18 protein-coding genes are annotated in these 25,934 nt (G+C 32.7%); 13 read left to right on the top strand and 5 right to left on the bottom strand.

Annotation, left to right across the window (positions count from 1 at the left end):
• The first annotated feature begins 2 nt into the window (after positions 1-2).
• From ACYSNV_RS07145 to ACYSNV_RS07110, 8 genes are all read left to right on the top strand, one after another.
• Positions 3-704 (top strand): ABC transporter ATP-binding protein, encoded by a 702-nt coding sequence (locus tag ACYSNV_RS07145; protein ID WP_461761961.1) that lies wholly within the window; start codon positions 3-5, stop codon positions 702-704.
• Between the two features lie 83 nt (positions 705-787).
• Entirely contained in the window at positions 788-3,223 is a 2,436-nt protein-coding gene (locus ACYSNV_RS07140; RefSeq protein WP_461761876.1) for an ABC transporter permease, read from the top strand.
• An 11-nt stretch (positions 3,224-3,234) separates the two neighbouring features.
• The gene (locus ACYSNV_RS07135; protein WP_461761875.1) at positions 3,235-5,676 is read left to right on the top strand and encodes an ABC transporter permease; all 2,442 of its coding nucleotides are present in this window, start codon (positions 3,235-3,237) and stop codon (positions 5,674-5,676) included.
• A gap of 97 nt (positions 5,677-5,773) precedes the next feature.
• Positions 5,774-7,078, top strand: coding sequence for a TolC family protein (locus ACYSNV_RS07130; protein WP_461761874.1), 1,305 nt, complete (start codon positions 5,774-5,776; stop codon positions 7,076-7,078).
• 115 nt (positions 7,079-7,193) lie between these two features.
• Complete coding sequence (locus tag ACYSNV_RS07125; RefSeq protein WP_461761873.1) at positions 7,194-8,324, top strand: Mrp/NBP35 family ATP-binding protein; 1,131 nt, start codon at positions 7,194-7,196, stop codon at positions 8,322-8,324.
• A gap of 18 nt (positions 8,325-8,342) precedes the next feature.
• The gene (locus ACYSNV_RS07120; RefSeq protein WP_461761872.1) at positions 8,343-8,582 is read left to right on the top strand and encodes a NifU family protein; all 240 of its coding nucleotides are present in this window, start codon (positions 8,343-8,345) and stop codon (positions 8,580-8,582) included.
• 116 nt (positions 8,583-8,698) lie between these two features.
• Entirely contained in the window at positions 8,699-9,751 is a 1,053-nt protein-coding gene (locus tag ACYSNV_RS07115) for an NAD(P)/FAD-dependent oxidoreductase (protein ID WP_461761871.1), read from the top strand.
• Position 9,752: 1 nt separating this feature from the next.
• Complete coding sequence (locus ACYSNV_RS07110; protein ID WP_461761870.1) at positions 9,753-10,091, top strand: 2Fe-2S iron-sulfur cluster-binding family protein; 339 nt, start codon at positions 9,753-9,755, stop codon at positions 10,089-10,091.
• Positions 10,092-10,134: 43 nt separating this feature from the next.
• Here ACYSNV_RS07110 and ACYSNV_RS07105 read toward each other — a convergent pair whose 3' ends face one another.
• Together ACYSNV_RS07105 and ACYSNV_RS07100 are read right to left on the bottom strand one after the other, a co-directional pair.
• Positions 10,135-10,833 carry a DedA family protein gene (locus ACYSNV_RS07105; RefSeq protein WP_461761869.1) on the bottom strand — a complete coding sequence of 233 codons (699 nt, stop codon included), beginning with the start codon at positions 10,831-10,833 and terminating at the stop codon, positions 10,135-10,137.
• Between the two features lie 6 nt (positions 10,834-10,839).
• Entirely contained in the window at positions 10,840-12,090 is a 1,251-nt protein-coding gene (locus ACYSNV_RS07100) for a dicarboxylate/amino acid:cation symporter (RefSeq protein ID WP_461761868.1), read from the bottom strand.
• Between the two features lie 282 nt (positions 12,091-12,372).
• Here ACYSNV_RS07100 and ACYSNV_RS07095 point away from each other — a divergent pair, with 282 nt between their 5' ends.
• The 3 genes from ACYSNV_RS07095 to ACYSNV_RS07085 all read left to right on the top strand — a co-directional run bounded on the left by ACYSNV_RS07095 (position 12,373) and on the right by ACYSNV_RS07085 (position 16,484).
• On the top strand, positions 12,373-14,277 hold the full coding sequence (locus ACYSNV_RS07095; RefSeq protein WP_461761867.1) for a S9 family peptidase: 1,905 nt from the start codon (positions 12,373-12,375) through the stop codon (positions 14,275-14,277).
• 161 nt (positions 14,278-14,438) lie between these two features.
• Positions 14,439-15,638, top strand: coding sequence for a C1 family peptidase (locus ACYSNV_RS07090; protein ID WP_461761866.1), 1,200 nt, complete (start codon positions 14,439-14,441; stop codon positions 15,636-15,638).
• Between the two features lie 18 nt (positions 15,639-15,656).
• Complete coding sequence (locus tag ACYSNV_RS07085) at positions 15,657-16,484, top strand: mechanosensitive ion channel family protein (RefSeq protein ID WP_461761865.1); 828 nt, start codon at positions 15,657-15,659, stop codon at positions 16,482-16,484.
• A 116-nt stretch (positions 16,485-16,600) separates the two neighbouring features.
• Here the strand turns inward: ACYSNV_RS07085 and dusB are convergent, their stop codons facing one another.
• Positions 16,601-17,593 (bottom strand): tRNA dihydrouridine synthase DusB, encoded by a 993-nt coding sequence (gene dusB / locus ACYSNV_RS07080; RefSeq protein ID WP_461761960.1) that lies wholly within the window; start codon positions 17,591-17,593, stop codon positions 16,601-16,603.
• A 133-nt stretch (positions 17,594-17,726) separates the two neighbouring features.
• Here dusB and ACYSNV_RS07075 point away from each other — a divergent pair, with 133 nt between their 5' ends.
• Positions 17,727-20,099 (top strand): hypothetical protein, encoded by a 2,373-nt coding sequence (locus ACYSNV_RS07075; protein ID WP_461761864.1) that lies wholly within the window; start codon positions 17,727-17,729, stop codon positions 20,097-20,099.
• A gap of 14 nt (positions 20,100-20,113) precedes the next feature.
• Here ACYSNV_RS07075 and ACYSNV_RS07070 read toward each other — a convergent pair whose 3' ends face one another.
• Positions 20,114-21,268: a Pycsar system effector family protein gene (locus ACYSNV_RS07070; RefSeq protein WP_461761863.1), complete on the bottom strand. Its 1,155-nt coding sequence runs from the start codon at positions 21,266-21,268 to the stop codon at positions 20,114-20,116.
• A gap of 26 nt (positions 21,269-21,294) precedes the next feature.
• Here ACYSNV_RS07070 and ACYSNV_RS07065 point away from each other — a divergent pair, with 26 nt between their 5' ends.
• Complete coding sequence (locus tag ACYSNV_RS07065; protein ID WP_461761862.1) at positions 21,295-25,023, top strand: metallophosphoesterase; 3,729 nt, start codon at positions 21,295-21,297, stop codon at positions 25,021-25,023.
• On the opposite strand, the gene ACYSNV_RS07060 is transcribed toward ACYSNV_RS07065, so the two are convergent.
• On the bottom strand, positions 25,006-25,896 hold the full coding sequence (locus ACYSNV_RS07060; protein WP_461761861.1) for an SdiA-regulated domain-containing protein: 891 nt from the start codon (positions 25,894-25,896) through the stop codon (positions 25,006-25,008). The two genes, ACYSNV_RS07065 and ACYSNV_RS07060, sit on opposite strands and share 18 nt — an antisense overlap.
• Positions 25,897-25,934 lie beyond the last annotated feature (38 nt).

The following is a 25,934-nucleotide window of genomic DNA, read 5'->3' as shown; positions in this document are numbered from 1 at the left end:
TGATGATATCAGTTAAGGGTTTAACCCGTGTTTTTCGTACTGAAGAGGTTCAAACTACAGCTTTGAATAATATAGAGTTACAAGTGAAAAAAGGGGAGTTTGTTTCTATAATGGGCCCCTCTGGATGTGGGAAATCGACTCTATTGAACATATTGGGTTTATTAGATTCAGCAAATAGTGGTAGTTATTTATTATTAGACAAACAAATGGTAGGCTTGAGTGAGTCCCAAAGAGGATTATATCGAAAGCAGCAAATAGGGTTTATCTTCCAGAATTTCAATTTAATTGATGAATTAACAGTCTATGAAAATATAGAACTTCCTTTAATCTATAATAAAGTAGGTGTAAAACAAAGAAAGGCAAGAGTTGAGCAGATCGCTCAAAGATTAAATATTGCTCATCGTTTGAAGCATTATCCACAACAATTATCTGGTGGACAACAACAAAGAGTTGCAGTGGGTAGGGCTTTGGTTAATAACCCTGCCATTATTTTGGCCGATGAGCCTACAGGTAATTTAGATAGTTCCAATGGTAATGAAGTAATGGAGCTTTTAACAGAGTTACACAAAGAAGGAGCTACCATTATCATGGTTACCCACTCTGTGCATGATGCTTCTTTTTCTCAGCGTACCATTAAAATGAAAGATGGCCAAGTATTGTCTGAGCAGCTAAATACACGAATCATAGATGTTTTTGTAGAGTAGAAAATGGATTTTTTATATGTAAATAATTTTTACATGTGAAATTAGACAAATGAGAAGATTAAATTAAAATAAGTTTATAACATATGAGGGGAATGGTAATTTATTGGTTGAAGTTATACGTGGGTCAATTAAAGAAAAATTGGCAGTATTTTGTGTTAAGTATCCTTGCTCTTAGTATTGGAGTGGCAAGTTTTATATTGGCTTTAGGTTATTATCAAGAGGAAAATTCTTACGATAAAGCAAATCCCTTTTCTAAAGAGATTTTTTTATTAGAGCGTAAAATAAGTGGAGAGAGTTCTTGGATGATGGCACCTTATGGTATTGGTATGAAACTTAAAGACTTATCTAGCGAAGTTGAGGATTATTTATATATGAATGGCAATTATTCTAAAGGGACTTTAGAGGTAGAGGGCAAAAAGGTTGGTTTTGAAAAACTTATTCACTCCCAAAGTAATTTCTTTGAATTCTTTCCTGTGGAATTTCTTCAAGGTAGTAAAGACCAAGCTTTAAGTAATACCAATAGTATTGCAATTAGTCAAAGGTATGCTAATTATCTTTTTGATAAACAACCCCCTTTAGGAAAGTCATTAAAAATAGGTGATAAGATTTATGTTGTTTCGGCCGTGTTTAGCAATTATATAAACAAGGCCTCGGTAATGCCTGATATGGTGACTAATGATCTAGATCTTCAAGAAAAGGAAAACTTGAATTATTGGGGAAATTATTTTGCAGTGTTGTATTTAAAGCTTAAAGACCAGCATAGCGTAGCTTCAGTTCAAAAGGCCATCAGCCAAATAATTATAGATAATCAAGTAGCTCCTTATGCAAAGGAAGAAGGGCAGACTATTGAACAAACGATGGAAGATTTTGATATTAACAGTGATAGCTTTGCATTACATACCTTAGAGGATCAGCGGATGATAAAGCCAGTTTATTTAAATGGTACACCCCAAGGAGCAGCAAATAAAGACCGAGTATACATGTTTTTAGGTCTCTCAACTACCATACTTGTTTTGGCCTGTTTTAATTTTGTAAATATTCTTATTCCGCAAACAATTGCTAGGTTTAAACAAACTGGTGTTTTAAAAGTGGTAGGGAGTAGTAAAATACAATTGGTTGTTCAAATCTATTTTGAGATTGCTATAAGTTTGATTTTGAGCTTTATTTTTGCTTTAGTTTTTATAGAACTTTCTATCAAACATGTTAGAGTTTTTTTTCAGGCAACTCTTGAATTTAATTTTTGGCAAGCACTGTTTTATCAGATCATAATATTTATAATATTATCCTTGGTCCTTGTAATACCTCCTGCTATTCTTGTTTGCAAGGCTAAAATTTTAGAAATACTAAAAGGGAATTTTAAAAATTCTAAAAAAGGAGATTTAATAAATAATGTGATTTTAGTTTTTCAGTTTCTTGTGGCAAGTTTTTTTATTGTTACTGTACTTGTAGTGTCTAAACAAGTTACGTTTATCAGAAATATGGATTTAGGCTTTCGTGGCGATAAGGTCATAACTGTGCCCTTGCCATTTAATACGGAAGATTTGGATTATGTAAAAACTTATAATTTACTAAAACAGGAGTTTTCTAAAATCAAAGGCGTTACAGGGGTAAGTGTCTCTACTATTGCCTTAGGTCAAGGATATAGCACCTCCACTGGATTTAATTACAGAGGAAATAATATTCAAGGTAGAAACGTGGCTATGGACTATGACTTTTTGGAATTACATCAGATAGGAATCTCTAAAGGAAGAGCTTTGCAAAGCCATCTAGCTAGCGATAGCATAAATCACGTGTTAGTAAACTTAAAGACTCTAGAGCTTATGCAGGAGCTCGATCCTATTGGTAAACAGATTGAATGGAATGGTTTAAGTTTTACTATTGTTGGAGTGGTAAACAATTTTAATTTACATAGTTTAAAAAGAGATTATGTTCCTATGATTTTCTTCAGCCTTTATACCGTACCGTGGATAAGTGATAATATGAGTGAGATTTCTATTAAACTGAGAGAAGATAACCTAGAGCAAACATTAAAGGAGATACAGGACGTTTACAAAGAAGTGGGATTATTTGAAGGGACCTTTTCTTATGAATTTTTAGATAAACGATTTCAGAAAAGCTTTCAAGGCAGTATACAAGAGAGAAATGTGTTTCATACTTTAAATGGAATTGTGATTTTTATAGCCTTTTTTGGACTCTTTAGTGTGGCTTATAGTAATATGCATGCAAAACTAAAACAAATAGCTATTCGTAAAGTTCTAGGAGCGAGTCAAAAAGGATTAGTCTGGATGCTTTGTAAAAGGTATATTTTGTTTTGTTTACTTGGTTTTACCTTATCTATTATACCCTCTTACTTATTTTTAGAAGCCTATTTATCAAATTACCATTTTAGGATAAATATCTCCTACCTACCTTATTGCATCTCTTTGTTTAGTTTGTTGGTAATTAGTTTGTTAATAACATCTTACTTGGCTTTAAAGGTCACAGGTAACAAGGTGTTTGAATATTTAAAGTTTGAATAATAAAGAAAGGAATGATACAGAATTGGATAAAACTATATAGAAAACACTTCATGCAAAGCAAGTTGTTTTCAATACTAAATTACCTTGGATTAAGTTTAGGTATAGCTGTGGTTATACTGGTACTCTTACTACAAGAGCAACAAATGAGCTACAATAGATGGAATCCTTACAAAGACCGAATATTTGAAGTTAATCAAGGACCGGGTTTTTTTGAAACCGAATCTGGAGTTAGTGGTTGGTTTCCCGCCCCTTTTGCTAATGAATTAGACAAATTGGATAGGTTTATTGATAGCTATATTTTTTATTATGAAATGAAAGATATTACTAGTGTTAAAGTTCAAGGAAGAACAGATTTTATAACCGAAATCTTAGAGGCGCAAAAAAATGTATTTGATTTTTTACCATTTAATGTTGTAGCCGGATCTGTTGATGATTACTTGAAGTATTATACAAATTCAATTGCATTGGAAAAAAACCTAGCTAAAGATCTTTTCTCAGATGACAAATTAGCCATTGGACAGAATTTAATCATGGAAGACGGCCAGGCTTTAACGGTTCGCGTGGTGTATGACCTTGTGGGTAATTCCTCTTTAGCTCCTAAGGCTATTTATAGTTCTAATTTAGAAAAGGAATTTTTGAAAAAAAGACAAGATAATTGGGGGGATTATAACTATCAACTATTAATACGTTTAAAACCAGGTGTTTCTATACAAAGTGCAAAAGACCCTATTTCTCAAGGGCTATATGCCCCAATACTTGAAATGCGATTAAAAAATCAAAACTTATCCAAACAAGAATTTATAGAAAAGTTTATTACAAGTCCTACTTTTGTTTTTCACGAATTAGATTCGGTCCATTTAAATCCTAAAGCAGTTAATTTAGGTAAGGGACCTCAGGCTAAAGAGTTGTTAAATATATTAATAGGAGTTGGGTTTACTTTGCTTACTTTATGTGTTTTAAATAGTTTAAACCTATCTTTTGTGATGGCTTTTAAAAAGAGCAAGGAAATTGGAATTAGAAAAACATTTGGAGCTAGTAAAATTGACATTGTAAAACAAAGCATATTTGAGGCTATAATTATAACTACAATTAGTTTTATAATAGCTTTTGGATTTGTGGAGGTTTTTCTTCCGTATTTTAATTTATATGTTAATGAAAACTTAGAGTTGAGTTTATACGGAATCTATCCTTTGATTGTTGCTCTTTTTATTTTAATTTTTTTTATACTGGGAGTTTTTCCAGGATTATTTCTAGCGAGTTTTGATGTAAATAGAGTTTTAAAGGGAACTTTTACTAAGTATGGATCAGGTATTAGTGTTAGAAATTTATTATTGGTTGTACAATTTATAATTGCATTTTTTTTCTTGAGTACTGGTATTTTTATACAAAGACAAGTGAATTATTTAATTCATCAGGACTTAGGTTTTTCTGCAGATCAGGTTGTAAATATAAAATACTTTATTTCTGATGTTTCACAACGATACAATAAATTTGAGAGTATACAGGATGATATTTTGAAAATTAGGGGTGTACAAAACGCTGCTTTACATAGTGTTTCTTTTGGTGGGGAAAACAAAAGTAGCTCAAGTAATTATGTAGGTGAAAATTATGTTCAAAGTCATAATGTAGCAGTTAGTCACGATTTTTTAGATGTTTTTGGTATTGAATTGGCTCAAGGTAGATTTTTTCAAAGAGAATTATCCTCCGATATAATGGGGTCGGTTTTGGTTAATGAGGCTTTTGTTGAAGCTTTAAATTTATCGGAGAATTTAATTGGTAAGGAATTACAATGGAATAACAGATATTTTAAAATAATAGGTGTAGTAAAAAACTTTAATCACGAGGGGTTCTCTAATGAAATTGTTCCCGCAACTTACTTTCATTACAAGTCTGTAGAGTGGTTTAAATATCTAACAGAATATATCTCTATAAAGGTTAATACTCAAGATATACAGCAAACTCTTATGGAATTAGAAAATTTCTGGATAAAAAGAGTAGAGCAAGTGTATCCAATTTCTTATTCCTTTGCTAACCAGGATTTTGCTAAAAGCTATAAAAAGGCAACAGATCAAAGTAAACTGTTTTTAGTCTTAGTAGTGATTTCTAGTTTTGTTGCGCTTTTAGGCCTAACGGCTATTGTATCGTTTACTTTGGAGAGTAGGTTAAGAGAGATCTCTATTAGAAAAACATTAGGGGCTGAGAATTGGGACTTAGTTTGGAAGCTAGCTATGCGATTTATTGGATATTGTATATTAGGTTTTACTGCTTCTATTATACCAACTTATTATGTTTTAAATAAATGGTTACAGGAATATGTGGTAAGAATTAATATAGATTTTAGCGGGTTTTTAATATCCTTTATTCTTTTATTTTCCATATCCATGGGAGTTGTTTTTTTTAGGGCTTATAAAGCCACACGTGTTGATATACTAAAGTATATTAAGGACTCTTAAATTAATCAGACAATATAAAAAAATAATCTTTTTGCACTAAGGGTAGTAACTTTTGGTGCAGAAATATCGGATTTATTGTTATTTAAAATTAAACTCTATGAGATTGATAAATAAAATTTTAGCTACGTTCTTTCTATTGTTTTTTGCCAATGTTTTCTCACAAGAATCATGGACTTTAACACATTGTGTGTTACTTGGAGAACAAAACAGTAATGAGATTATTATTGCAGGTTTAAATAAAGCAGTTTCCCAGGCAGATACCCAGAGTTTGTCATCATATTTTCTGCCTGGTGTTACGGCTAATATAGGACAAAATTATAATTTTGGCTCTACTATTGACCCTAGTACTAATTCAAGGGTAGGTTCTAATATAGGTTCTACAAATTTTAATATGGATGTAAACCTTACCCTCTTGGATTGGTCATTTTTTGCCGAACATAAAAGAAAATCTTTATCAATAGATTACGCAAGCTTAAGCGAATTAGAACTTAAGTATAATTATAAATTGCGCATTTTAGAGTTGTTTTTTCAAATCCTAGAGCTTCAAGAATTAGTTGGTATTCAACAAATACAATTAGATAATAGTTTGCAAAACTACCAGCGGGTTACAAAGGAAGTTGAAGCTGGAGCTAAACCTCAAAGCGACTTCTACGATATAGAATTTGTTTTTAGCTCGGAGAGAATAAGTCAAAATCAGACACAAAACGAGTTGTTTAATCGAAAACTAGCTTTATTACAACTACTCAATGTTAAGCAGGTAAATCCAGATCAATTTGTTCTACAATATCAAGATGAGATCTTTGAAATATCCAGGAATTATGAATTTAATCCCTTTGTAGAGAAATCAGAAATTGCCCAAGAGATTGTATTACAGGAAAAGCGTATAATAAAAAGTAATTTACTACCTCGAATTATGGCAAATTATCAGTTTGGTAGTTTTTATTCTAAGGTTTTAAATGGTGACTTGGGTAAAGAATCACCTACTTTCTCTAAACAATTTGCTGATAATAAAAGTCATTTTGTTGGAATAGGGTTAAGTATACCTATTTTTCAAAAGGGAAATATTAAGCGGATGTTACGTAAAAAGAAAGTCGAAATTGAATTAACCAACAAGCAAAGTCAACAAATTAAATTAGAGTATGAACAAGAAAAATTACGTTTAGAGACTCAAATCGAACAACTAAAAATATTGGAAAGTCAATTAAGTCAAAATATTTTACTTGCACAAAAATCCTTTTCAACTACACAAATTAAATATGAAAATGGGGCTGCCGACATATATTCTTTTAATGGTGCAAAGAATCAATTATTAAATTCGCAATTTGCTCGGGTTAAAAATAAAATTTTCATAGTATTATTGTATAAAAAATTAGAGTTGCTTAACAGCAGTAAATTATCTTAGTTTGGAACACTAACTATGTTTATTTGGATTATATTAACTAGAAAATCTCAATATTTCCTACTATCTTTGCCTTATACGTTTATAGTATTAATTTGTTGAAAACTAATCTTATATAATGAAATTAGATAGAAAAGAGATTTTGAAAGCTTTAGAGTCAATCTCTGTGGCTGGAGAAGGAAAAAATATGGTTGAAAGTGGTGTTGTTAGTAATGTAATGACATTTGGAGATGAGGTTGTGGTGGACTTAGTGTTAACTACTCCTGCTTTACACATTAAGAAAAGGGCTGAGGTAGATGTTATCAAAGTTATTCATGATAAAATTTATGAGAAAGCCAAAGTTAAGGTAAATATAAAAGTAGAAGCCCCAGAAAAACCAGAGATAAAGGGGAATGCTATACCGGGTATAAAAAATATAGTTGCTATTTCATCTGGAAAAGGTGGAGTTGGGAAATCAACTGTTACTGCTAATATTGCAGCTAGTTTAGCCAATATGGGCTTTAAAGTAGGTGTATTAGACGCTGATATTTATGGGCCTTCTATGCCTATTATGTTTGATGTTGAAAACGCTAGACCAATTTCAGTTGAGGTAGATGGGAAATCAAAAATGAAACCAATTTCTTCTTATGGAATAGAAATTTTGTCAATTGGTTTTTTCACCAAAGCAGATCAAGCTATTATTTGGAGAGGTCCAATGGCTGCAAAGGCGTTAAATCAAATGATTTTTGATGCCGATTGGGGTGAATTAGATTTCTTATTGTTAGATTTACCTCCAGGTACGGGTGATATTCATTTATCCATCATGCAGAGTTTACCAATTACAGGTGCTGTGGTAGTATCTACTCCTCAAGCAGTAGCATTAGCTGATGCGAAAAAAGGGGTTTCTATGTTTTTATCAGAAAGTATCAATGTACCTGTGTTGGGTATAGTTGAAAACATGGCTTACTTTACCCCAGAGGAACTACCAAATAATAAGTATTATATTTTTGGAGAGAACGGAGCAAAGAATTTAGCCGAGGATTTGAACGTACCATTTTTAGGGGAGGTTCCAATTGTACAAAGCATTAGAGAGGCGGGAGATTATGGTCGTCCGGCTTCTTTTCAACAAGATACACCAGTAGCAAATGCTTTTTTAGAGATTACAAGAAATGTTGTAGAGCAAGTAGTTAAAAGAAACGACTCGTTACCACCAACAGAGGCAATTAAGATTACTACCATGGCAGGTTGTTCTGCGGTAGGTAAAAAATAATTTTTTTTAAATAACATTATGGCATCACAGACTATCCAAGATAACGTGATTAAAGCGTTGGACGAAATACGTCCTTTTTTACAAGCAGATGGAGGCGATATTACACTTATAGAGATTGTAGATGATAAACATGTAAAGGTGCGCCTGGAAGGGGCTTGCACGGCATGTAATGTTAATCAGATGACCTTAAGTGCAGGAGTTGAAACTACAATTAAAAAATACGCTCCTGAGATTCAGACGGTAGTTAATGTCGGATAATATAAGTTAAAATCAATTTGCTATAATTTGGAGTTTATTTAAATTATGGTAGATTGATTTTTATCATTTTTAATAAACCGTACTAATTGTAATTTAGTACATAAGATTTAAACATTATGATTCAAACCGATATAATTATAATAGGGGCAGGCCCTACAGGACTTTTTGCAGTTTTTGAGGCGGGTCTTTTAAAACTAAAATGTCACCTAATAGATGGATTACCGCAACCAGGTGGACAATTAACAGAACTGTATCCCAAAAAGCCTATTTTCGATATTCCCGGTTATCCATCAGTAGGAGCAGCGGAATTAATTGATAATTTAATGGAACAGATAAAGCAGTTCCAGCCAGGGTTTACTTTAAATGAAGTTGCTCAGGATATTGAGAAGTTAGAAGACGGTACTTTTATAGTAACTACAAATAAGGGAACTAAGCACCATGGTAAAGCAGTTGCTATTGCTGGTGGTTTAGGATCTTTCGAACCGCGTAAGCCAATTTTGGATAACTTATCAAAATTTGAGGAAAATGGAGTCGAGTACTTTGTGAAAAATCCTGAAATGTTTAAAGATAAGAAGGTAGTTATTGCAGGTGGTGGTGATTCTGCTTTGGACTGGAGTATTTATTTAGCTGAAATAGCAAAAGAAGTACATTTAGTACATCGTAGAAATGAATTCCGAGGCGCTTTAGATTCTGTAGAGAAAGTACAGGATTTAAAAAATAAAGGTAAGATTAATTTAATTACACCTGCCGAGGTGGTTGAACTCATAGGAGATCAAAGCCTTGAAGCAGTAGTAATTGAACAAGACCAACAAAGAACAACAATACCTTGTGATTATTTTGTGCCGTTGTTTGGGCTGACACCTAAATTAGGGCCTATTGCTAATTGGGGATTAGAAATTGAGAAGAATGCTATTAAAGTTAATAATGCATTGGATTATCAAACCAACATTCCTGGTATTTATGCAATTGGAGATATTAATACCTATCCAGGGAAATTAAAATTGATTCTTTGTGGTTTTCATGAGGCGACTCTAATGTGCCAGAGTGTTTTTAACGCACTTAATCCAGGAAAAAAATATGTATTGAAATATACTACCGTTTCAGGTATCAATGGTTTTGATGGTTCGCGTAAAGAAGCTGAAAAGGCCGTTGTTAAAGCAATTGATTGATATGGAGGCAGCAGATATTAAAATTACAGTTATTGATCGTCAAGGTGTATCTCATCAAATTGATGCTCCCACAGATATGAATATGAATATCATGGAGGTTGTACGAGCCTATGAACTTGCGGATGAAGGAACAATTGGTATTTGTGGAGGTATGGCTATGTGTGCTTCGTGTCAATGTTATGTTCTAAATCCCGATCAGGTTTCATTACCCGAGATTAGTGATGAGGAACAAGCAATGCTCTGGGAGGCTTTTAATGTGAAGGAAAATAGCCGTTTAGGCTGTCAGCTTCATATAGATCCAGGGCTAGAAGGAATCATAGTGGAGTTAGCTCCTTTGTAAAAAATAAAAAAAATAGCGACTATATTACATAGTCGCTATTTTTTTATATTTCTGTATCCGAGTTACTTTTTTTTGATTTACTTTTCATTAATTTAATAACAATTGGTAAGGTGGTTGCAAGTACAAGAATAAGTACAATCCATTCGATGTAATCTTTTAGATTAATTCCATAGCTTTCTAATAACCATACTTGAAGGTAATGTCCGGCAAAAATTAAAGAGGTTGCCCAAAGAAAAGAACTTATTACATTATATAGCATAAAGCGCTTCATATCCATTCTCACGATTCCTGCAATAATCGGGGCAAAGGTTCTAACCACTGGTAGAAATCGAGCAAATATAATAGCTCTACCACCGTGCCTTTCAAAAAAAACTTTAGATTCATAAAGATATTTTTTCTTATAAATGAAATTATCTTTAACATTATAGAGATAATTACCACTTCTAGCACCAAACCAATATCCAAATGTATTTCCTAGGATTCCAGCTAAAGCCACTAAAGTTGATAATAAGGCTACGTTTACAAAATCACTATCAATATTAAATAGTTCCTGCATTAACGAAGTGGAATATATTCCGGCTAAGAATAAAAGACTATCCCCTGGAAGGAAAAATCCTGCAAAAAGTCCAGTTTCGGCAAAAACAATAAACAAAACTACATAGATACCGATGGAATGACCGGCAACTTGTAAATTGATGTAAAATTCTGGGTTAATTAATTGAGCAATGTGAAATTCTTCCATGTTTTATTATATGTCTGTATTTGCAAGTGGTTTGTTCTCATTTGATTCAAACTTATCAATTGCTGCTGTTGATAATGCGTTTCCTAATACGTTGGTCATACTTCTACCCATATCACAAAAATGGTCAATAGGTAAAATAAATGCAATTCCTTCTGGAGGAATACCAAACATTGCACATGTAGCTACGATAACAATTAATGAGGCTCTAGGCACTCCCGCTACACCTTTTGAGGTTACCATCAATACAAGTAACATTAAAATTTGATCCCCTAAGGTCATTGGTACATCGTAAATTTGCGCAATAAATATACTGGCAAATGTTAAGTACATCATACTTCCGTCTAAATTAAAAGAGTAGCCCAAAGGTAAGGTAAATGAAACAATTTTTGGAGAACATCCGTATGCATTTAAGTTTTCAACTAATTTAGGAAAAACAGCCTCACTACTTGTTGTAGAAAAAGCAATTAATAAAGACTCTTTAATGGCTATAAGTAAAGCCCAAACTTTTTTTCCTAATATTAAATATCCAACTCCTATTAAGACAATCCATAAAAGAGCTAATCCTAATGCGAAAGCCGCTAAGTATTTTGCGTAGGTCATAAAAATGCTTAATCCATAAATGGCTACTGCACTGGCAATTGCACCTAAAACTCCCAACGGGGCAGTCCACATAATATATGTAACCATTTTTAGTACTACCTCGGCAGTTCTATCTAGCATTTTTATTAAAACTTTTCCTTTTTTTCCCAAAGAAGCTAATGCTACACCAAAAAAGACTGAAAAAACGACAATTTGTAATATTTCATTGGTTGAAAAAGCTTCAAAAACACTCTTTGGAACTAAATGCTCTACGAAAGTTTGCAGGCTCAACGCTTGTGTTTTGGACATTAAATCTGCATCGGCTGCTACGTTATTTAAATCAAAGTTTGCACCGACTCCAGGTTTAATCCAATTAACTAATAAAAGTCCAATGGTTAAAGAGACTAAAGAAGCAGCTATAAACCAGCCCATGGCTTTTGCACCAACTCGACCGACCATTGACATATCACCCATTTTAGCAATCCCAACAACTAGAGTACAAAAAACTAGTGGCGCAATAATCATTTGAACAAGTCTTATGAAAATAGTACCAAGTAGTTTAATATTTGAAGATACTGCTTCTATATATTGTGGAAACCAATAATGAACAATACTTCCAAGGATTACTCCTATTATAAGAGCAATAATAATAGCTATAAATAGTTTGTTGTTTTTCATATAAGAAGAAATTTGTGCGTGAAAGTACTTAATTTTTTTAAAAGTAGCTACTTGGGTCTAAAAAAAACGTGATTTAATGCTCTTTATAAAAGCTGTGATGTACAGTTAGCGAGTCTGTTAGCTAAATATTTGTTAAAATAGTGTTGTTATTCTATCGGATTGTAAATTTCTGGTTTTTATTTTTTTCTTGTATCTTTTGAGATTATTTAGCGATATTTTTAGTTAAAGTTTTTTTGTCAAAAGAAAATATTAAATTTACAAACAGTAAAAAACTACCTAACCATGAAGAAAATATTATTATTTGCCCTGAGTTTAGCAACAATGGGGGCAGTGGCACAAGAAGCGGTCATGACCAAAGAGTTACTTTGGGAATTAGGGCGCGTTTCTCCTGTTGGCATTACCAAAGATGGAAAAAACCTTATTTACAAGGTAACTCATCCCAATATGCAGCAAGATAGTTTTGATTCCAAAACTTATCAAGTACCAATAGAAGGAGGTACTCCTGTAGAGATTTCAGATTACAAAAACTTAGTTGTAGATTCAAGTATTTCGCCAAACGGAAAATATGTTTTATCTCATAAAGAAGTAAAAATAAATAAAGTGCTTGGGAAGGATTTTTATCCGGATATGCAAAAAAGTGATGTTTATATTTACGATGGATTAGACTACAGACATTGGGATACTTGGAATGATGGTTCTCATAACCATATTTTTTATCAGCCAGTAGGTCAAGAGGATAAAGCAATTGATATATTAGCAGATGAGCCTTATGACTCTCCTCAAAAACCTTTTGGAGGATCAGAAGACTATACTTGGTCACCAGATAGTGAATCGATTATCTATGTGTCTAAAAAAGAATTTGGAACTGATTATGCGATAAGTACAAATAGTGATTTGTATCAGTATAATTTAAATACCAAACAAACAATTAATTTAACTCCAGAGAATAAGGGGTATGATAATAGTCCTGTTTTTTCTCCTCAAGGATATTTAACATGGGCACAAATGAAAACCGCTGGATTTGAAGCCGATAAAACTGATATTATTGTTCGTTATGATGGTCGAGATTTAAATTTGACAGCTAACTGGGATGGTAGTGTTGGAGGCTTTGTATGGAGTAAAGATGGACAAAAGATTTATTTCACAGCTGCTGTTGGGGGAACAATGCAATTGTTCGAGGTAAATTTTCCAGGTAAAAAGAGAATTGCTCCTCATGTAACACAAATTACCGAAGGTGATTTTGATGTGAATTCTATTGTTGGTTTTGCTGATGGAAAAGTGATTGTAACACGTACTGATTTTAATCATGCCTCAGAGGTGTTTTCTTATGATTTAAAGAAAAAGACTTGGACACAAATAACACATGTAAATGACCACATCTATGATAATATTGCTTTAAGCAAAAGCGAAAAGCGTATTGTGAAAACTAAGGATGGTAAAGACATGGTAGTTTGGGTAGTTTATCCACCAAATTTTGATAAGAATAAAAAGTATCCAACACTTTTATATGCACAAGGAGGACCGCAGTCTCCATTAACGCAATTTTATTCTTTCCGTTGGAATTTCCAATTAATGGCAGCAGAAGGATATATTATTGTAGCTCCTAACCGCCGTGGGATGCCTGGCCATGGAGTGGAGTGGAATGAAGCCATTAGTAAGGACTGGGGAGGAAAACCAATGGAAGATTACCTAGCTGCTATAGATGATGTAGCTAAAGAAGATTATGTGGATAAGGATCGTTTAGGAGCTGTTGGAGCAAGTTATGGAGGGTATTCTGTTTTTTATTTAGCAGGAATTCATGAAAATAGATTCAAGTCATTTATTTCTCATTGTGGTGTTTTCGACCTTCAAAGTATGTATGGAACTACCGAGGAAATCTTCTTTACAAACTTTGACATCGGTGGACCTTATTGGGAGAAAGATAATAAAGTTGCTCAAAACACTTATAATAACTTTAATCCAATAAATAACGTAGCAAAGTGGAATACACCAATACTAATTATTCAAGGAGGTAAAGATTACCGAGTTCCAATTGGACAAGGACAAGAAGCTTTTCAAGCTGCTCAATTACTTGGAGTGAAAAGTAGATTTGTTTACCTTCCAGATGAAAATCACTGGGTGGTAAATCCGCAAAATGCTCAAGTTTGGCAAGCAGAGTTCTTTAAATGGTTAAAAGAAACTCTTTAAGACTTATATTATTTATAAAATTCAAAAAAGCTATCTAATTCTAGATAGCTTTTTTTATTTAGACTTTTAAGGGGTAAATCCATATGGGGAAAATCTTTGAGTAAAAAATTAAGGTAGGTTGTAATGGTTTTTTTATCTTTACAGACTAACCTTAATCTTTTATGAAAACAAATTATTTAAAAGCGTGTACTCTAGCAGTATTGTTAAGTAGCGCAAGTATTGCAACTTCGTTTGCACAAGATAACTTAGTAAATGCATTGAAATATAATGCAAGTGATAATAGTAAGGATTTGTATGAGTTTACACCTGTGGTAAATATTGAAAACACTTCTATTAAAAACCAAGGATCTTCTGGTACTTGTTGGAGTTATTCTGCGAACTCATTTTTAGAGTCAGAAATGGTTCGTATGGGAAAAAGACCAGTAGAGATTTCACAGATATTCACCGCGCGTAACGCTTATATTGAAAAAGGTAAGATGTATGTTAAAATGCACGGAGCAGTGACATTAGGAGACGGTGGTGCTTTTCATGATGTAATTAATATGTATCGAAAATATGGAGCTGTCCCTCAAAGTGTTTACCAGGGATTAAACTATGGTACAGATACTAATAAATTTGGTGAGATGGCTGCTATTCAACAAGGAGTGTTAAAAGCGGTTGTATCTAATCCAAATGGGAAACTTACTCCTAATTGGGAAAAAGCTTATACCAGTGTAATTGATGCTTATTTGGGGGAGGTGCCTCAGAAGTTTACCTGGGAGGGAAAAGAATATACTCCACGTAGTTTTGCAGATCAAGTTATAGGAATAAACCCAGATGATTATATAGAAATAGGTTCAGACTTGAATTACCCTTGGTATGAGAAATTTGTGTTATTAGTTCCAGATAACTGGTCATTTGATCAAGTATATAATGTACCTATGAATGAACTTACTGATATTATTGACCACGCGGTGAACAATGGCTTTACTGTTGCTTGGGCTGGTGATGTAAGCGAGAAGTATTTTTCTTGGAAAAATGGGGTAAGTTTTGTTCCTGAAAAAGATTGGGATAAAATGAGTGAACAAGAACGTAAAACTTTATTTGATGGACCTAAGCCAGAGCGTAATGTAACACAGGAAGAGCGTCAAATAGCTTTTGATAATTACACAACAACCGATGATCATGGAATGCATATTGTGGGTATAGCTAAGGATCAAAATGGTAAGGAGTATTATATTATTAAGAATTCTTGGGGGGATACCAATGATTATAAAGGATATATGTATATGAGTAAAGAGTTTGTTAAATATAAAACGACTGATATCTTATTACATAAAGATGGTATTCCTAAGAATATTGCTAAGAAAATGAAAATTTAAAAATTAAATATAATTGTTATGGATAGATTAACCGAAGGATTAAATGTGTTGTTATTTGGTATATTAGGGGCTTTACCTCGCATAGTAGTTTCCTTAATAATACTAGCGGTGGGGCTATATCTAATTAGAGTAGTCTTAAAAGTAGTTGCTACTCGATTTGAAAAGCGAAATATAGAGAAATCTTTAAGAGGTTTTCTAATAAGTATTATTCGTGCTGCATTGTATATCTTATTGATTATTACTGTTATTAGTACAATGGGTATTCCAACTACTATATTTGCAGCTATGTTTGCCTCGGCTGGTTTAGCAATAGGTTTAGCTCTACAGGGAAGTTTATCTAATTTTGCAGGTGGAGTTCTTATTTTATTATTTAAGCCTTTTAAAGTAGGAGATTATATCTCAACTAGTAGTTCAACAGAAGGAACGGTAGAGCAAATAGATTTGTTATATACAACAGTAACTAGCGCTACAGGGCTAAAAATAATTAGTCCAAACGGACCTCTAGCCAATGCAGTTGTCACTAATTATTCACAGATTACTTCTAGACGTTATGATTTTGTAGTGGGAATTTCTTATGATGCAAATATTAAAGAAGCGCAAGAGGTTATTTTAAATGCTTTAGCTTTGGATAATAGTGTTTTAAAGAACCCAGGAGCTAGCGTTTTTGTTACTAATTTAGGTGATAATTCAGTGGACTTGAATGTTCGTACTTGGATGGATAAATCGGATTATTGGGATACAGTCTACCGAGTTCAACAAACAGTAAAAGTAGCCTTAGATAATGCAAATATTGAAATCCCTTTTCCACAAAGAGATCTTCATATTATATCGGATAAAACCAAGTAATTAATAAAAAGATTCTAAAATAATTTGAACTAAAGAAGTGTTTTATTAGTGATAATTATTATAACGCAATTTTTTTATAATAAATAAGGCCCTAGTTCTACCTAGGGCCTTATTTTTTAAATCATTTCGTAATCTTTGTATTGGTAGGCTATTTCATCAAAAAGTGCAAGTAACTCTATAGGATCATCTGTGGTAACAAGTTTCATTCTATGTGGCTTAAAACCATGTACTCCTTTGAAATAATTAGTATAATGTCTACGCATCTCTACAATACCTAAACGTTCACCTTTCCATTCCATAGACCAGATTAGGTGATTTTTTGCTGCTTGTAATCTATCTGATATTGAAGGTGGTGCTAGTAATTCCCCAGTTGCAAAATAATGTTTTATTTCATTAAAAATCCATGGGTAACCGATTGCAGCACGACCAATCATCATTCCGTCAAGACCAAACTTTTCTTTGTATTCTAATGCCTTTTGTGGAGAATCAATATCTCCATTTCCAAAGATTGGGATTTTTATACGTGGATTTTTTTTGATTCTTTCAATATGTGTCCAATCAGCACAGCCTTTGTACATTTGACACCTGGTTCTTGCATGAATTGTTAATGCTTGAACTCCAATATCTTGTAGTCTTTCTGCAACCTGGTCAATGTTTATTGAATCATCGTCCCAACCAAGTCTGGTTTTAACTGTAACAGGTAAGTTAGTACTGTCAATAACAGCTTTTGTTAATCTAACCATTAAGTCTATGTCTTTTAAGACTCCTGCACCAGCACCTTTAGAAACTACTTTTTTTACTGGACAGCCAAAGTTAATATCTACTAAATCAGGGTTAACCGTCTCCACAATTTTAGCCGATAGAGCCATAGCCTCTTCATCTCCTCCAAAAATCTGTATGCCAACGGGTCTTTCGTAATCAAAAATATCCAATTTCATTTTACTTTTCATGGCATCTCTAATCAAGCCTTCGGATGAGATAAACTCCGAATACATAAGATCTGCTCCATGAGTTTTACATAAGCGACGAAACGGTGGGTCACTAACATCTTCCATAGGTGCTAGAAGTAGCGGATGATCAGGAAGTTCTATATTACCGATTTTAATCATATCTGTTTGTGAAATTTGTTGCAAAAGTACGATATTTTTATTTTCCCGCGGAATATTTATATCTACTTGGTTAGTAGTGGATAAACTTTAGGATTTCTTTTCTATCTTTATATCATTCTTATAACTTTATGTCATGCGCTTTATTCCCTTTGAATTTTCCCCTTTTTGTATTGAGCTTTCTTTCGATTCTTTGATAGCAGAAATAAAAAAATATGTGTGTGATTCACCGGAACAAAATTTTAAAAAAGCCTATTATCGAGATCTATTAAATCGTTTGGAAAAGGTACCTGGATTATTAAGTAATAGTATTTCAGAGCAAGAAATCAGACAAAATTATCAGCTAGTAGGTGAACTTTTTGAAGTGCTATTTCCATTTGCATTAAGTCAAAATGAAATTAAAGGAGTTGCTTTGCCTTTACAAGAGGTTGTTTTTAATCATACCGATCGTTTTAAAAAGATTCTTGACAATGCAAAGAAAGGACATGTAATAAAATGGAGAAATTTTGATCAACATCAATATTATATTATTTGTTGTTGCATTATTATGAACTTGTATTTTAAAACTAAATTTGATTTAACAAGACCTCTTTTTGTTGATATTCCTGACAAGCAAGGGATAATGTTTCATTACAGGGTTCTTTATAATGCTGACTTTGTTAAAGTGATTCCAAATGAAAATGCTATTATGCTTACCCAAGCAGATATTGAGCTTTTACAAGACAATTATGATAATCTGGATTTATGGAAGAAATATTTTCCCGAGAAGAGTTGGAATCTTAGAGGGTTTGGAATCTTAAGTATGGTAGATGTTACCACAGAGAATGCGTTAACACTTTTAAAAGAAGCTCTTTTAAGAGTAGAATACAGACGCTTTCCAATAGGGGATTTACTAAAGCAGGTATTTAGTTCAATATTTAGAGTAGCTAATTTAACTGTTGGATATACCCATTTAGAGGATGATTATTTCATCCATACAGAAACTCTAGAAATGATGGGATTAAATAGTACTTTGTTTGATCAATCGCAGAATCAAGTAGTTTTATCACCCTCGGCTATTTATAACTTGGTTAAAAAACAAAAACTAATGGCCATATCTGACGTTAAAAGTTCTTTGGATTTAGAACCAAAAAATGCTATGTTGGAGTATTTTGTAAAAAAAAATGTGAAAAGTATTATTCTAGCTCCTGTAATTTTTAATGAAAGAACTGTTGGGGTGGTAGAAGTTGTTAGTTCAGTACCACGGACTTTAAACAGTGTGAATGCAAAAAAATTGGATCACGTAATGCCTATTTTTACCGAAACCCTTGAACGTACAAAAACGACATTAATTAATAATATAGAAGCCATTATTCAAAGGGAGTTTACCTCTATTCATCCTAGCGTTTATTGGAGGTTTTTACAAGAGGGATATAATACCTACTCTGCAACTGTTTTTAATCGTGAGTATATTATTAATCCTATTGTTTTCTCTAATGTATTTCCTCTTTATGGAGAGATAGATATTCAAGGGTCAAGTGAAATTAGAAATCGGATGATTATAAAAGACTTGAGCCTGCAACTACAAAGTTTATTGGACATGTTAGTTCAGGGTAATTTTGCACATAGTAATATCGTGATTGAGAAATATACTTTAAAATTAAATTCTTTTTTAAAGAGCACTAAGGAGTCATTTTACTCGGGTATGGAACATCATATTGAGAATTATATTAAGGAATTTGTACACCCTTTAGTATTTCAAGATAGTAGTTTAAAACAGAGTTCAAGTCTAAATAATTACAAGTACTTTATTGATCACGAACATCAAAGTTATTATCGATATAGAAAAATTTATGATTTACAAGTAGCTAAGGTTAATAAGGTTTTTTCTGATTTATTAGATCTTAGACAAAATGTAGCACAACAAGTTTACCCACATTATTATGAGCGCTTTAAAACAGATGGGGTTGATCATAATTTGTATATAGGCGAATCCATAGCCGAGTCAGTTCCTTTTGATATTACTTACCTACAATATTTGCGATTATGGCAATTACAAACTCTGGTGGAATTAATGTGTGTGCATTATAAAAACAGTAGTAAAGATTTAATTACTATGCAAGTCACAGCTTTAATTTTTGTTTATGATACTGCTTTATCAATTCAGTTTAAAATGGATGAAAAAAGATTTGACGTGGATGGTTCATACAATACGCGATTTGAAGTGATAAAAAAGAGATTAGATAAAGCCTTTATTAAAGGTACTAAGCGCCGAATTGTAGCAAAAAAGAAAATATGTTTGGTATTTGCCTCGCAAAAGGACCTACAAGAGTATATGTCTTATATAGAATTTGGTCAGAGTATCGGATTTTTAAAAATGGAGCTTGAAGAATTTGATGTTGAAGATCTTCAAGGTGTTGCTGGTTTGAAGGCTATCCGCATTGGAGTTGACTTAGATTTTGACCTTGAAAAATTAGATTATGTGAATTTAATGAGTAATTATTTAAAGAGTCGATATAGTGCTTTTTAGTAGAGATGATAAAGTTAAAATCCAACAGATTTAAAAGCAATTATAAATGCCAATACCGAAGCAATTATACCAATGGTGAAAACGGTATAGGTTATTCGAAGTAAGGTGTATTTTCGATGTAAAACTACACCTAAACTATATAAATCTCGAATAAGTGCCTCATGTAAATAATCTTGATCTTTTATTAGTTCTTTAATGGTCTTTATGTATTTATCTATGGGCATTTGATGAAATGTTCCAAAGAAAAGTATGTTGAGTTTTTTTTCAGCAATATCTTTTTCTGTGAATGTACCCGAGGTAACTTTTGGTCTTGTTGACATAATGGCAAAGATCATGGAAACCACACTAAATATTAATAGTATAAAGGTAGGAATTATCAAATGCTTGTTATTGGGATTATCCAATTTAGGTATAAGGGTCGACAAGCAAATAGAAATAATTATGGCATTAACACTAAGTAAAATATTTGCCTTACTATCAGCAATACTGCTTAAAGAGGTGTGATTTCGCAAAGTAGTTCTAAACAAAGTATCAACAGTTCTGGTATGATTATTTTTTAAGTCTTTAGAAGGCTTTTCTAACTTTTCTATTATCTTAACTACCTGTAAAAGGTTATTTTGTTTTAAAGGTTGCCAAACTTTTTTTGCATAATCAGTATAGTAACGATGTTTGTATAACATCATTTCTAAGTTTTGTTTCTGCCAAGTTAATTCAGGGATTTTTTTGTGACATGAATTTTCTATTTCTCTTTTTAAAAGTGCGGAAGTTTGTTGATAGTTTGAATCTGTAAAATGTACAAAGTCGGCATCTTTTATGACTTCTTGTAGCTGGTTTTGCGGTATGTGATCCAATTTGGTTGCTAAGATTAGCTGTTCTATGATATGAATGTCTTGGGGATTTAGTCCTTGTTCACTATAAAAATCTCTAGCAAGTTTTGCACTAATTTCTTCATGACCTTCACATGTATCTATGTATCCGGCGTCGTGAAACCACGCGGCATAACGCAATAAAGTAGCTTGTTTTTCCGGTATTGCCTCATTGACTATAATTTCATTCAACCCATTGATTACCCTTAAAGTATGATTAAAATTATGGTAAGTATATTGAGTAGATAATGTATATTTGTGTAACTGGAAAATGTATTGTTCAGCTTTTTTTAAAATAGTCATAATATGCACCTTTAATGTTTAAAAATATGAATTATTTTTGTTTAATTCCAAGCAAGGGTTATAAAACATTTTTACTATTATGTTTTATAACGCTTTTTACATTTAATTCTTGTGCTACTTATAAAACACAATATGGCTCTGAGCAAAGAAAAGAAATTAGTCATATTGACATGGAGAATGATACTCTAAGTCATAGTTATTTTTTTTCATCCAATATAGGCTTAGCATCAAGTCAAAAGCAAAGAGAAAGTCTAGATATTTTAAAAGATTATCTGCTAAAGCAAGACCATCAAAATAGTACTATGGTTTTTTTAGGCAATAATATACCGGTGATGCATGAGATTGACTCTGATCTTCTAGATCAAGATAAGTTTCTTACCCAGTCCTTAGATTTAGCAAATCAAACACATGGCAATACACTGTTTCTTAAAGGAGAAAATGAATGGCGTCTAGGATATGAAGGAGCAAATACTTTTAGTAAATTTCTAAGGGATTACACTGGTAATAAGAAGGCTGTTTTACCTAGAAATAATTGTGCATTAGAAAGATTTAAGATAAATGATCAAACTGTCGTACTTGCCATAGATAGTCAATGGTATTTGGAGAATTGGGACGTTAACCCCAATATAAATGAGGATTGCGATATTAAGACCAGAGAGGATTTTTTTGAGGCATTGCGTGGAGAAATTAATAAAAATCAAAATAAAGTTGTTATCCTAGCGATGCATCACCCAATTTTTAATCATGGTAATCATGGAGGTTACTTTTCTTTTAGGAATCATATTTTTCCTTTTAGTAATAAAATTCCTTTGCCTGTAATTGGATCTGTTTTTAATTATACTAGAGCCATGTCTGGAATAGACTCACAAGATTTACAAAGTAAAAAATATAATGAGTTATCTCAAATGATACAGACTATGGGGAAAATGTATGATAATGTCATTGTGGTGTCAGGCCACGAGCATAACATGCAATATATTGATAAGGATAATATAAAACAGGTTAACATAGGTGGTTTTGCCGCAGATAGTCCTTCACGCGTTATAGGACTTAATGATTTTTCAGCCTCTGAGCTGGGCTTTGTTCGAATTGATATAACAAAAAATCGTAAAGCTTACATTGGGTACTACGCCATTAAAGATCATCAGGTTACACCTTTGTTCATGAAAGAGATTTTGGATTTGAGTTTACAAGATAATTTTGAGGTAAACCCGGTAGAATTTCAACTGGTAAAGGCTAGTGTATATCCTAAGCAATGGACCAAAAAGTCAAGCTTCTATCGTTACCTCTGGGGCGAGCACTACCGAGAACTTTATGCCAAGGATATTTTAGTTCCTAGTGTAGATTTAAGTCAATTAAAAAATGGTTTAACTCCCAGTATTTCAGGTGGAGGTAATCAATCCATGTCCTTAAGGCTTCAAGACTCTTCAGGTAAGGAGTATGTTATGCGAGGCGTTAGAAAAAGTGCTTCACGTTTTGTTCAAACTGCTTTGTTTAAAGACACCTATGTTATGGATAGGTTCACAGATACTTGGGCAGAGAAATTTATTTATGATTTTTATACTACAGCACACCCTTTTACTCCTCTTATTATAGGAGAATTATCCCAGAGAATTGGACTTTATCACACTAATCCTGAATTGTATTATATACCTAAGCAGCCTAGATTAGGAAGGTTTAATAAGCAGTATGGTGATCAGTTATATATTATAGAGGAAAGACCTAGTAAGGGATATGAAGATTTAGATAGCTTTGGAAATGCAAAAAATATCATAAGTACACAAGATGTTATTTCAAATCTTCGAAAAGATGAAAAGTATAAAGTAGATCAAATAGCTTTTGTGCGTGCCCGAATTTTCGATATGTTAATAGGAGATTGGGATAGGCATGCCGATCAGTGGAGATGGAGTGAGTTTGTGCAAGGTGATTCCATTTTGTATAAACCTATTGCAAGAGATCGAGATCAAGCGTTTGCTAAAATTGACGGAGCTTTATTATCATTGATTAAGAAGCTACCTGCTTTAAGACATATGCAATCTTATACAAAAGAATTTGCAAGTCCGCGTTGGATTAATCGAACTGCATTTCCTTTAGACCAGTACTTATTGAAGGATTTAACTTTGAAAAATTGGTTGATTCAGGCCGAAGATATCGCAAAATCGTTAGATGATAAAACAATAGATGAGGCTTTTTCCAAATTACCAATCCAGGTACAGGATCAAGAAATAGAAAATATAAAAGAAGTTTTTAAAGCTCGTAGAGACGGCATTTTGGATTATTTGCCTAGTTATTATAATCGATTACGTTCTTATGTAATTTTGTCAGGTACTGATAAAAAAGATATTTTTCACCTTACTAGATTGGATAATGGTTCCGTGCATGTAAAACAATATAGGGATAAGAAATCTGGTCAAGTATTGGAGTTCGAGAATATTTATGACCCGAGTATAACAAAAGAGATTTGGATTTACGCTTTAAATGATCAAGATGAGTTTATTGTAGATGGGAATTCAAAGGATTCAAAAATAATGTTGCGCTTAATTGGGGGGAAAAATAAAGACACTTATGATATAGTAACTTCAAATAAAGTACGTGTGTATGATTATAATCGTACCAATAATGTACTGATTGATAATCATAATAAAGTTAAAAGCTACTTTAGTGATTCGTATGATTTAAATAACTTTAATTACAAAAATGTGCCTATCACAGCTCTGCAAGTTTTACCTCAGGTAGGGTATAATCCAGAGGACGGTGCTAAAATAGGATTTGGTATTAACTTGACTAAAGATCGCTTTATTCGTGATCCATATAGCTCGAAACACATATTAAAGGCTAATTATTCTTTTAATACCCAAGGAATAGAGGTTAGGTATAATGGAATTTTTCCTAGGGCAACTAGTAACTGGTCCTTTACTTTAGATGCCAAAGCTACTAGTCCTAATTTTGCTGTGAACTATTATGGTATGGGCAACGAAACTTATTATTTTGATAATGAAAAAGGGAAGGATTATAAGCGTGTACGAATTGAAAGTTATGGTATTTCCCCTGGATATTACTATCAGGATAAATTGGGAAGTAATTTTGGAATAAATATTGGGTATGAAACAAAGAAAGTAATGTATAAAACAGGCAGGTATATAACAAGCGGGCCTGATGTGGTGAATGCTGATGTTTTTTCGATGCAACCCTATGCTTCTTTAGTGTCTAGTTATGAATATAAACAATATAATTACAAGGCTAGCCCTACTTTAGGCTTTGGGTTTAAAGCAGATTTAGGATGGAAATTAAATTTAAAATCAACTAATACTAATTTCTTGTTTTTAGACGCCTCGGTTAACTTTATTCATTATTTGGATAAATTGCAACGTTTGGTTTTCGCTACAAATATTGCATACCAGAATCGTTTTAATAATAATTTTGAATTTTATGATGCTGCTACTTTAGGAGGAAATGCTAATTTAAGAGGATTTCGTCCCGAACGATTTACAGGCAGGAGTTCTTTTGTTCAAACTAGTGATTTACGATATAGTGTTACTTCGTTTAGTGCAGGGTTTATTCCGATGCAGTTCGGCGTTTATGCTGGGTTTGATTACGGGAGAGTTTGGGTAGACTCACAGGATTCTAGAAAATGGCATAATGCATATGGTGCTGGTATTTGGGTTAATGCAATTGATCAGGCCACTTTGCAATGTTCTTTATTTAATAGTAAAGATGGTGCAAGATTTGTATTTGGTTTAGGGTTCGGATTCTGATTTTAGCTTTTGGTATTGTAATTGATAAATAAAAGAAGGGGCTGATTTTTTCTTTTCATCGGCAATAAAAATAGTGTCTGGTCCTTTAAAACAGATAGATTCTTTTTGTGAAACATGTTGTAGGTTATAGTGAGATACTTTTAGTTTTTCAAAATCGAGGTTTAAAAAATTTGTTAGTTTAAATATGGAAGAGTTGCTAATAAGTAAAACATCTTTGGTACCAGGTACTAATGTAGCCCCTGTTATTGCACAATCTCTAAAGGTTTTGCAGATTGGAATCTGAGTTAATAAAGTAGCTTTGAAATCACCAGGCTGATTTGGAACTCTGTAGACTAATGTAACTAAGTTTTTATTCGTAGATCGATTCTTTGTGAATATGTAAAAATTATTTTCAAATAAAATGAAAGCTTCTGCATCATAGAGTAGTTCTTTCTTTTTTCCCGGAAATTTGGTTTGTTCCGGATAGTTAAAATGCACCAGATATTCAGGTTCTGTAGAGTCTAAGTATAGACTATCTGAACTAATTTTTAGAATTCGAAGATCCGTTCTATCATTTTGATTATTTCCAAAATCTCCTATATATAAATTACCTTTATTATCACAGGTGAGTTCTTCCCAATCTGTGTTTTTACTCTTTATTTTTAATATATGAATAATATTCCCTAGAGTGTCAATTTGGTATAACTCAGGTTTGTTGCCTTTATCTTGTAATGCCCAAAAAGTTTTTGTGTTAGAATCGAAAACTAATCCTGAAACTTCTTTAAGTTTTTTTGGCATTGCCATATAAGGTTTTAAAGGTGATACCTTAGTCTGTTGACACTTTCCAAAAATCAAAAACGGAATTAATAATATCAGTATTAGTACTTTATTCATGCGTGTTTTTTTGTTTAAAGTTACAAAAAAAGGTGCTT

This window comes from Myroides sp. LJL119, from assembly GCF_054871605.1.
The sequence above is the reverse complement of the archived record's forward strand: the minus strand, read 5'-3'. Positions and strand labels throughout refer to the sequence as shown.

Coding starts and splice junctions, on each gene's coding strand:
- ACYSNV_RS07130 (WP_461761874.1), top strand. CDS start 5,774: ATGAGATTGATAAATAAAATTTTAGCTACGTTCTTTCTATTGTTTTTT.
- ACYSNV_RS07075 (WP_461761864.1), top strand. CDS start 17,727: ATGCGCTTTATTCCCTTTGAATTTTCCCCTTTTTGTATTGAGCTTTCT.
- ACYSNV_RS07105 (WP_461761869.1), bottom strand. CDS start 10,833: ATGGAAGAATTTCACATTGCTCAATTAATTAACCCAGAATTTTACATC.
- dusB (WP_461761960.1), bottom strand. CDS start 17,593: ATGATTAAAATCGGTAATATAGAACTTCCTGATCATCCGCTACTTCTA.
- ACYSNV_RS07115 (WP_461761871.1), top strand. CDS start 8,699: ATGATTCAAACCGATATAATTATAATAGGGGCAGGCCCTACAGGACTT.
- ACYSNV_RS07070 (WP_461761863.1), bottom strand. CDS start 21,268: ATGACTATTTTAAAAAAAGCTGAACAATACATTTTCCAGTTACACAAA.
- ACYSNV_RS07140 (WP_461761876.1), top strand. CDS start 788: ATGAGGGGAATGGTAATTTATTGGTTGAAGTTATACGTGGGTCAATTA.
- ACYSNV_RS07060 (WP_461761861.1), bottom strand. CDS start 25,896: ATGAATAAAGTACTAATACTGATATTATTAATTCCGTTTTTGATTTTT.
- ACYSNV_RS07085 (WP_461761865.1), top strand. CDS start 15,657: ATGGATAGATTAACCGAAGGATTAAATGTGTTGTTATTTGGTATATTA.
- ACYSNV_RS07125 (WP_461761873.1), top strand. CDS start 7,194: ATGAAATTAGATAGAAAAGAGATTTTGAAAGCTTTAGAGTCAATCTCT.
- ACYSNV_RS07135 (WP_461761875.1), top strand. CDS start 3,235: ATGATACAGAATTGGATAAAACTATATAGAAAACACTTCATGCAAAGC.
- ACYSNV_RS07100 (WP_461761868.1), bottom strand. CDS start 12,090: ATGAAAAACAACAAACTATTTATAGCTATTATTATTGCTCTTATAATA.
- ACYSNV_RS07120 (WP_461761872.1), top strand. CDS start 8,343: ATGGCATCACAGACTATCCAAGATAACGTGATTAAAGCGTTGGACGAA.
- ACYSNV_RS07065 (WP_461761862.1), top strand. CDS start 21,295: ATGAATTATTTTTGTTTAATTCCAAGCAAGGGTTATAAAACATTTTTA.
- ACYSNV_RS07145 (WP_461761961.1), top strand. CDS start 3: ATGATATCAGTTAAGGGTTTAACCCGTGTTTTTCGTACTGAAGAGGTT.
- ACYSNV_RS07110 (WP_461761870.1), top strand. CDS start 9,753: ATGGAGGCAGCAGATATTAAAATTACAGTTATTGATCGTCAAGGTGTA.
- ACYSNV_RS07095 (WP_461761867.1), top strand. CDS start 12,373: ATGAAGAAAATATTATTATTTGCCCTGAGTTTAGCAACAATGGGGGCA.
- ACYSNV_RS07090 (WP_461761866.1), top strand. CDS start 14,439: ATGAAAACAAATTATTTAAAAGCGTGTACTCTAGCAGTATTGTTAAGT.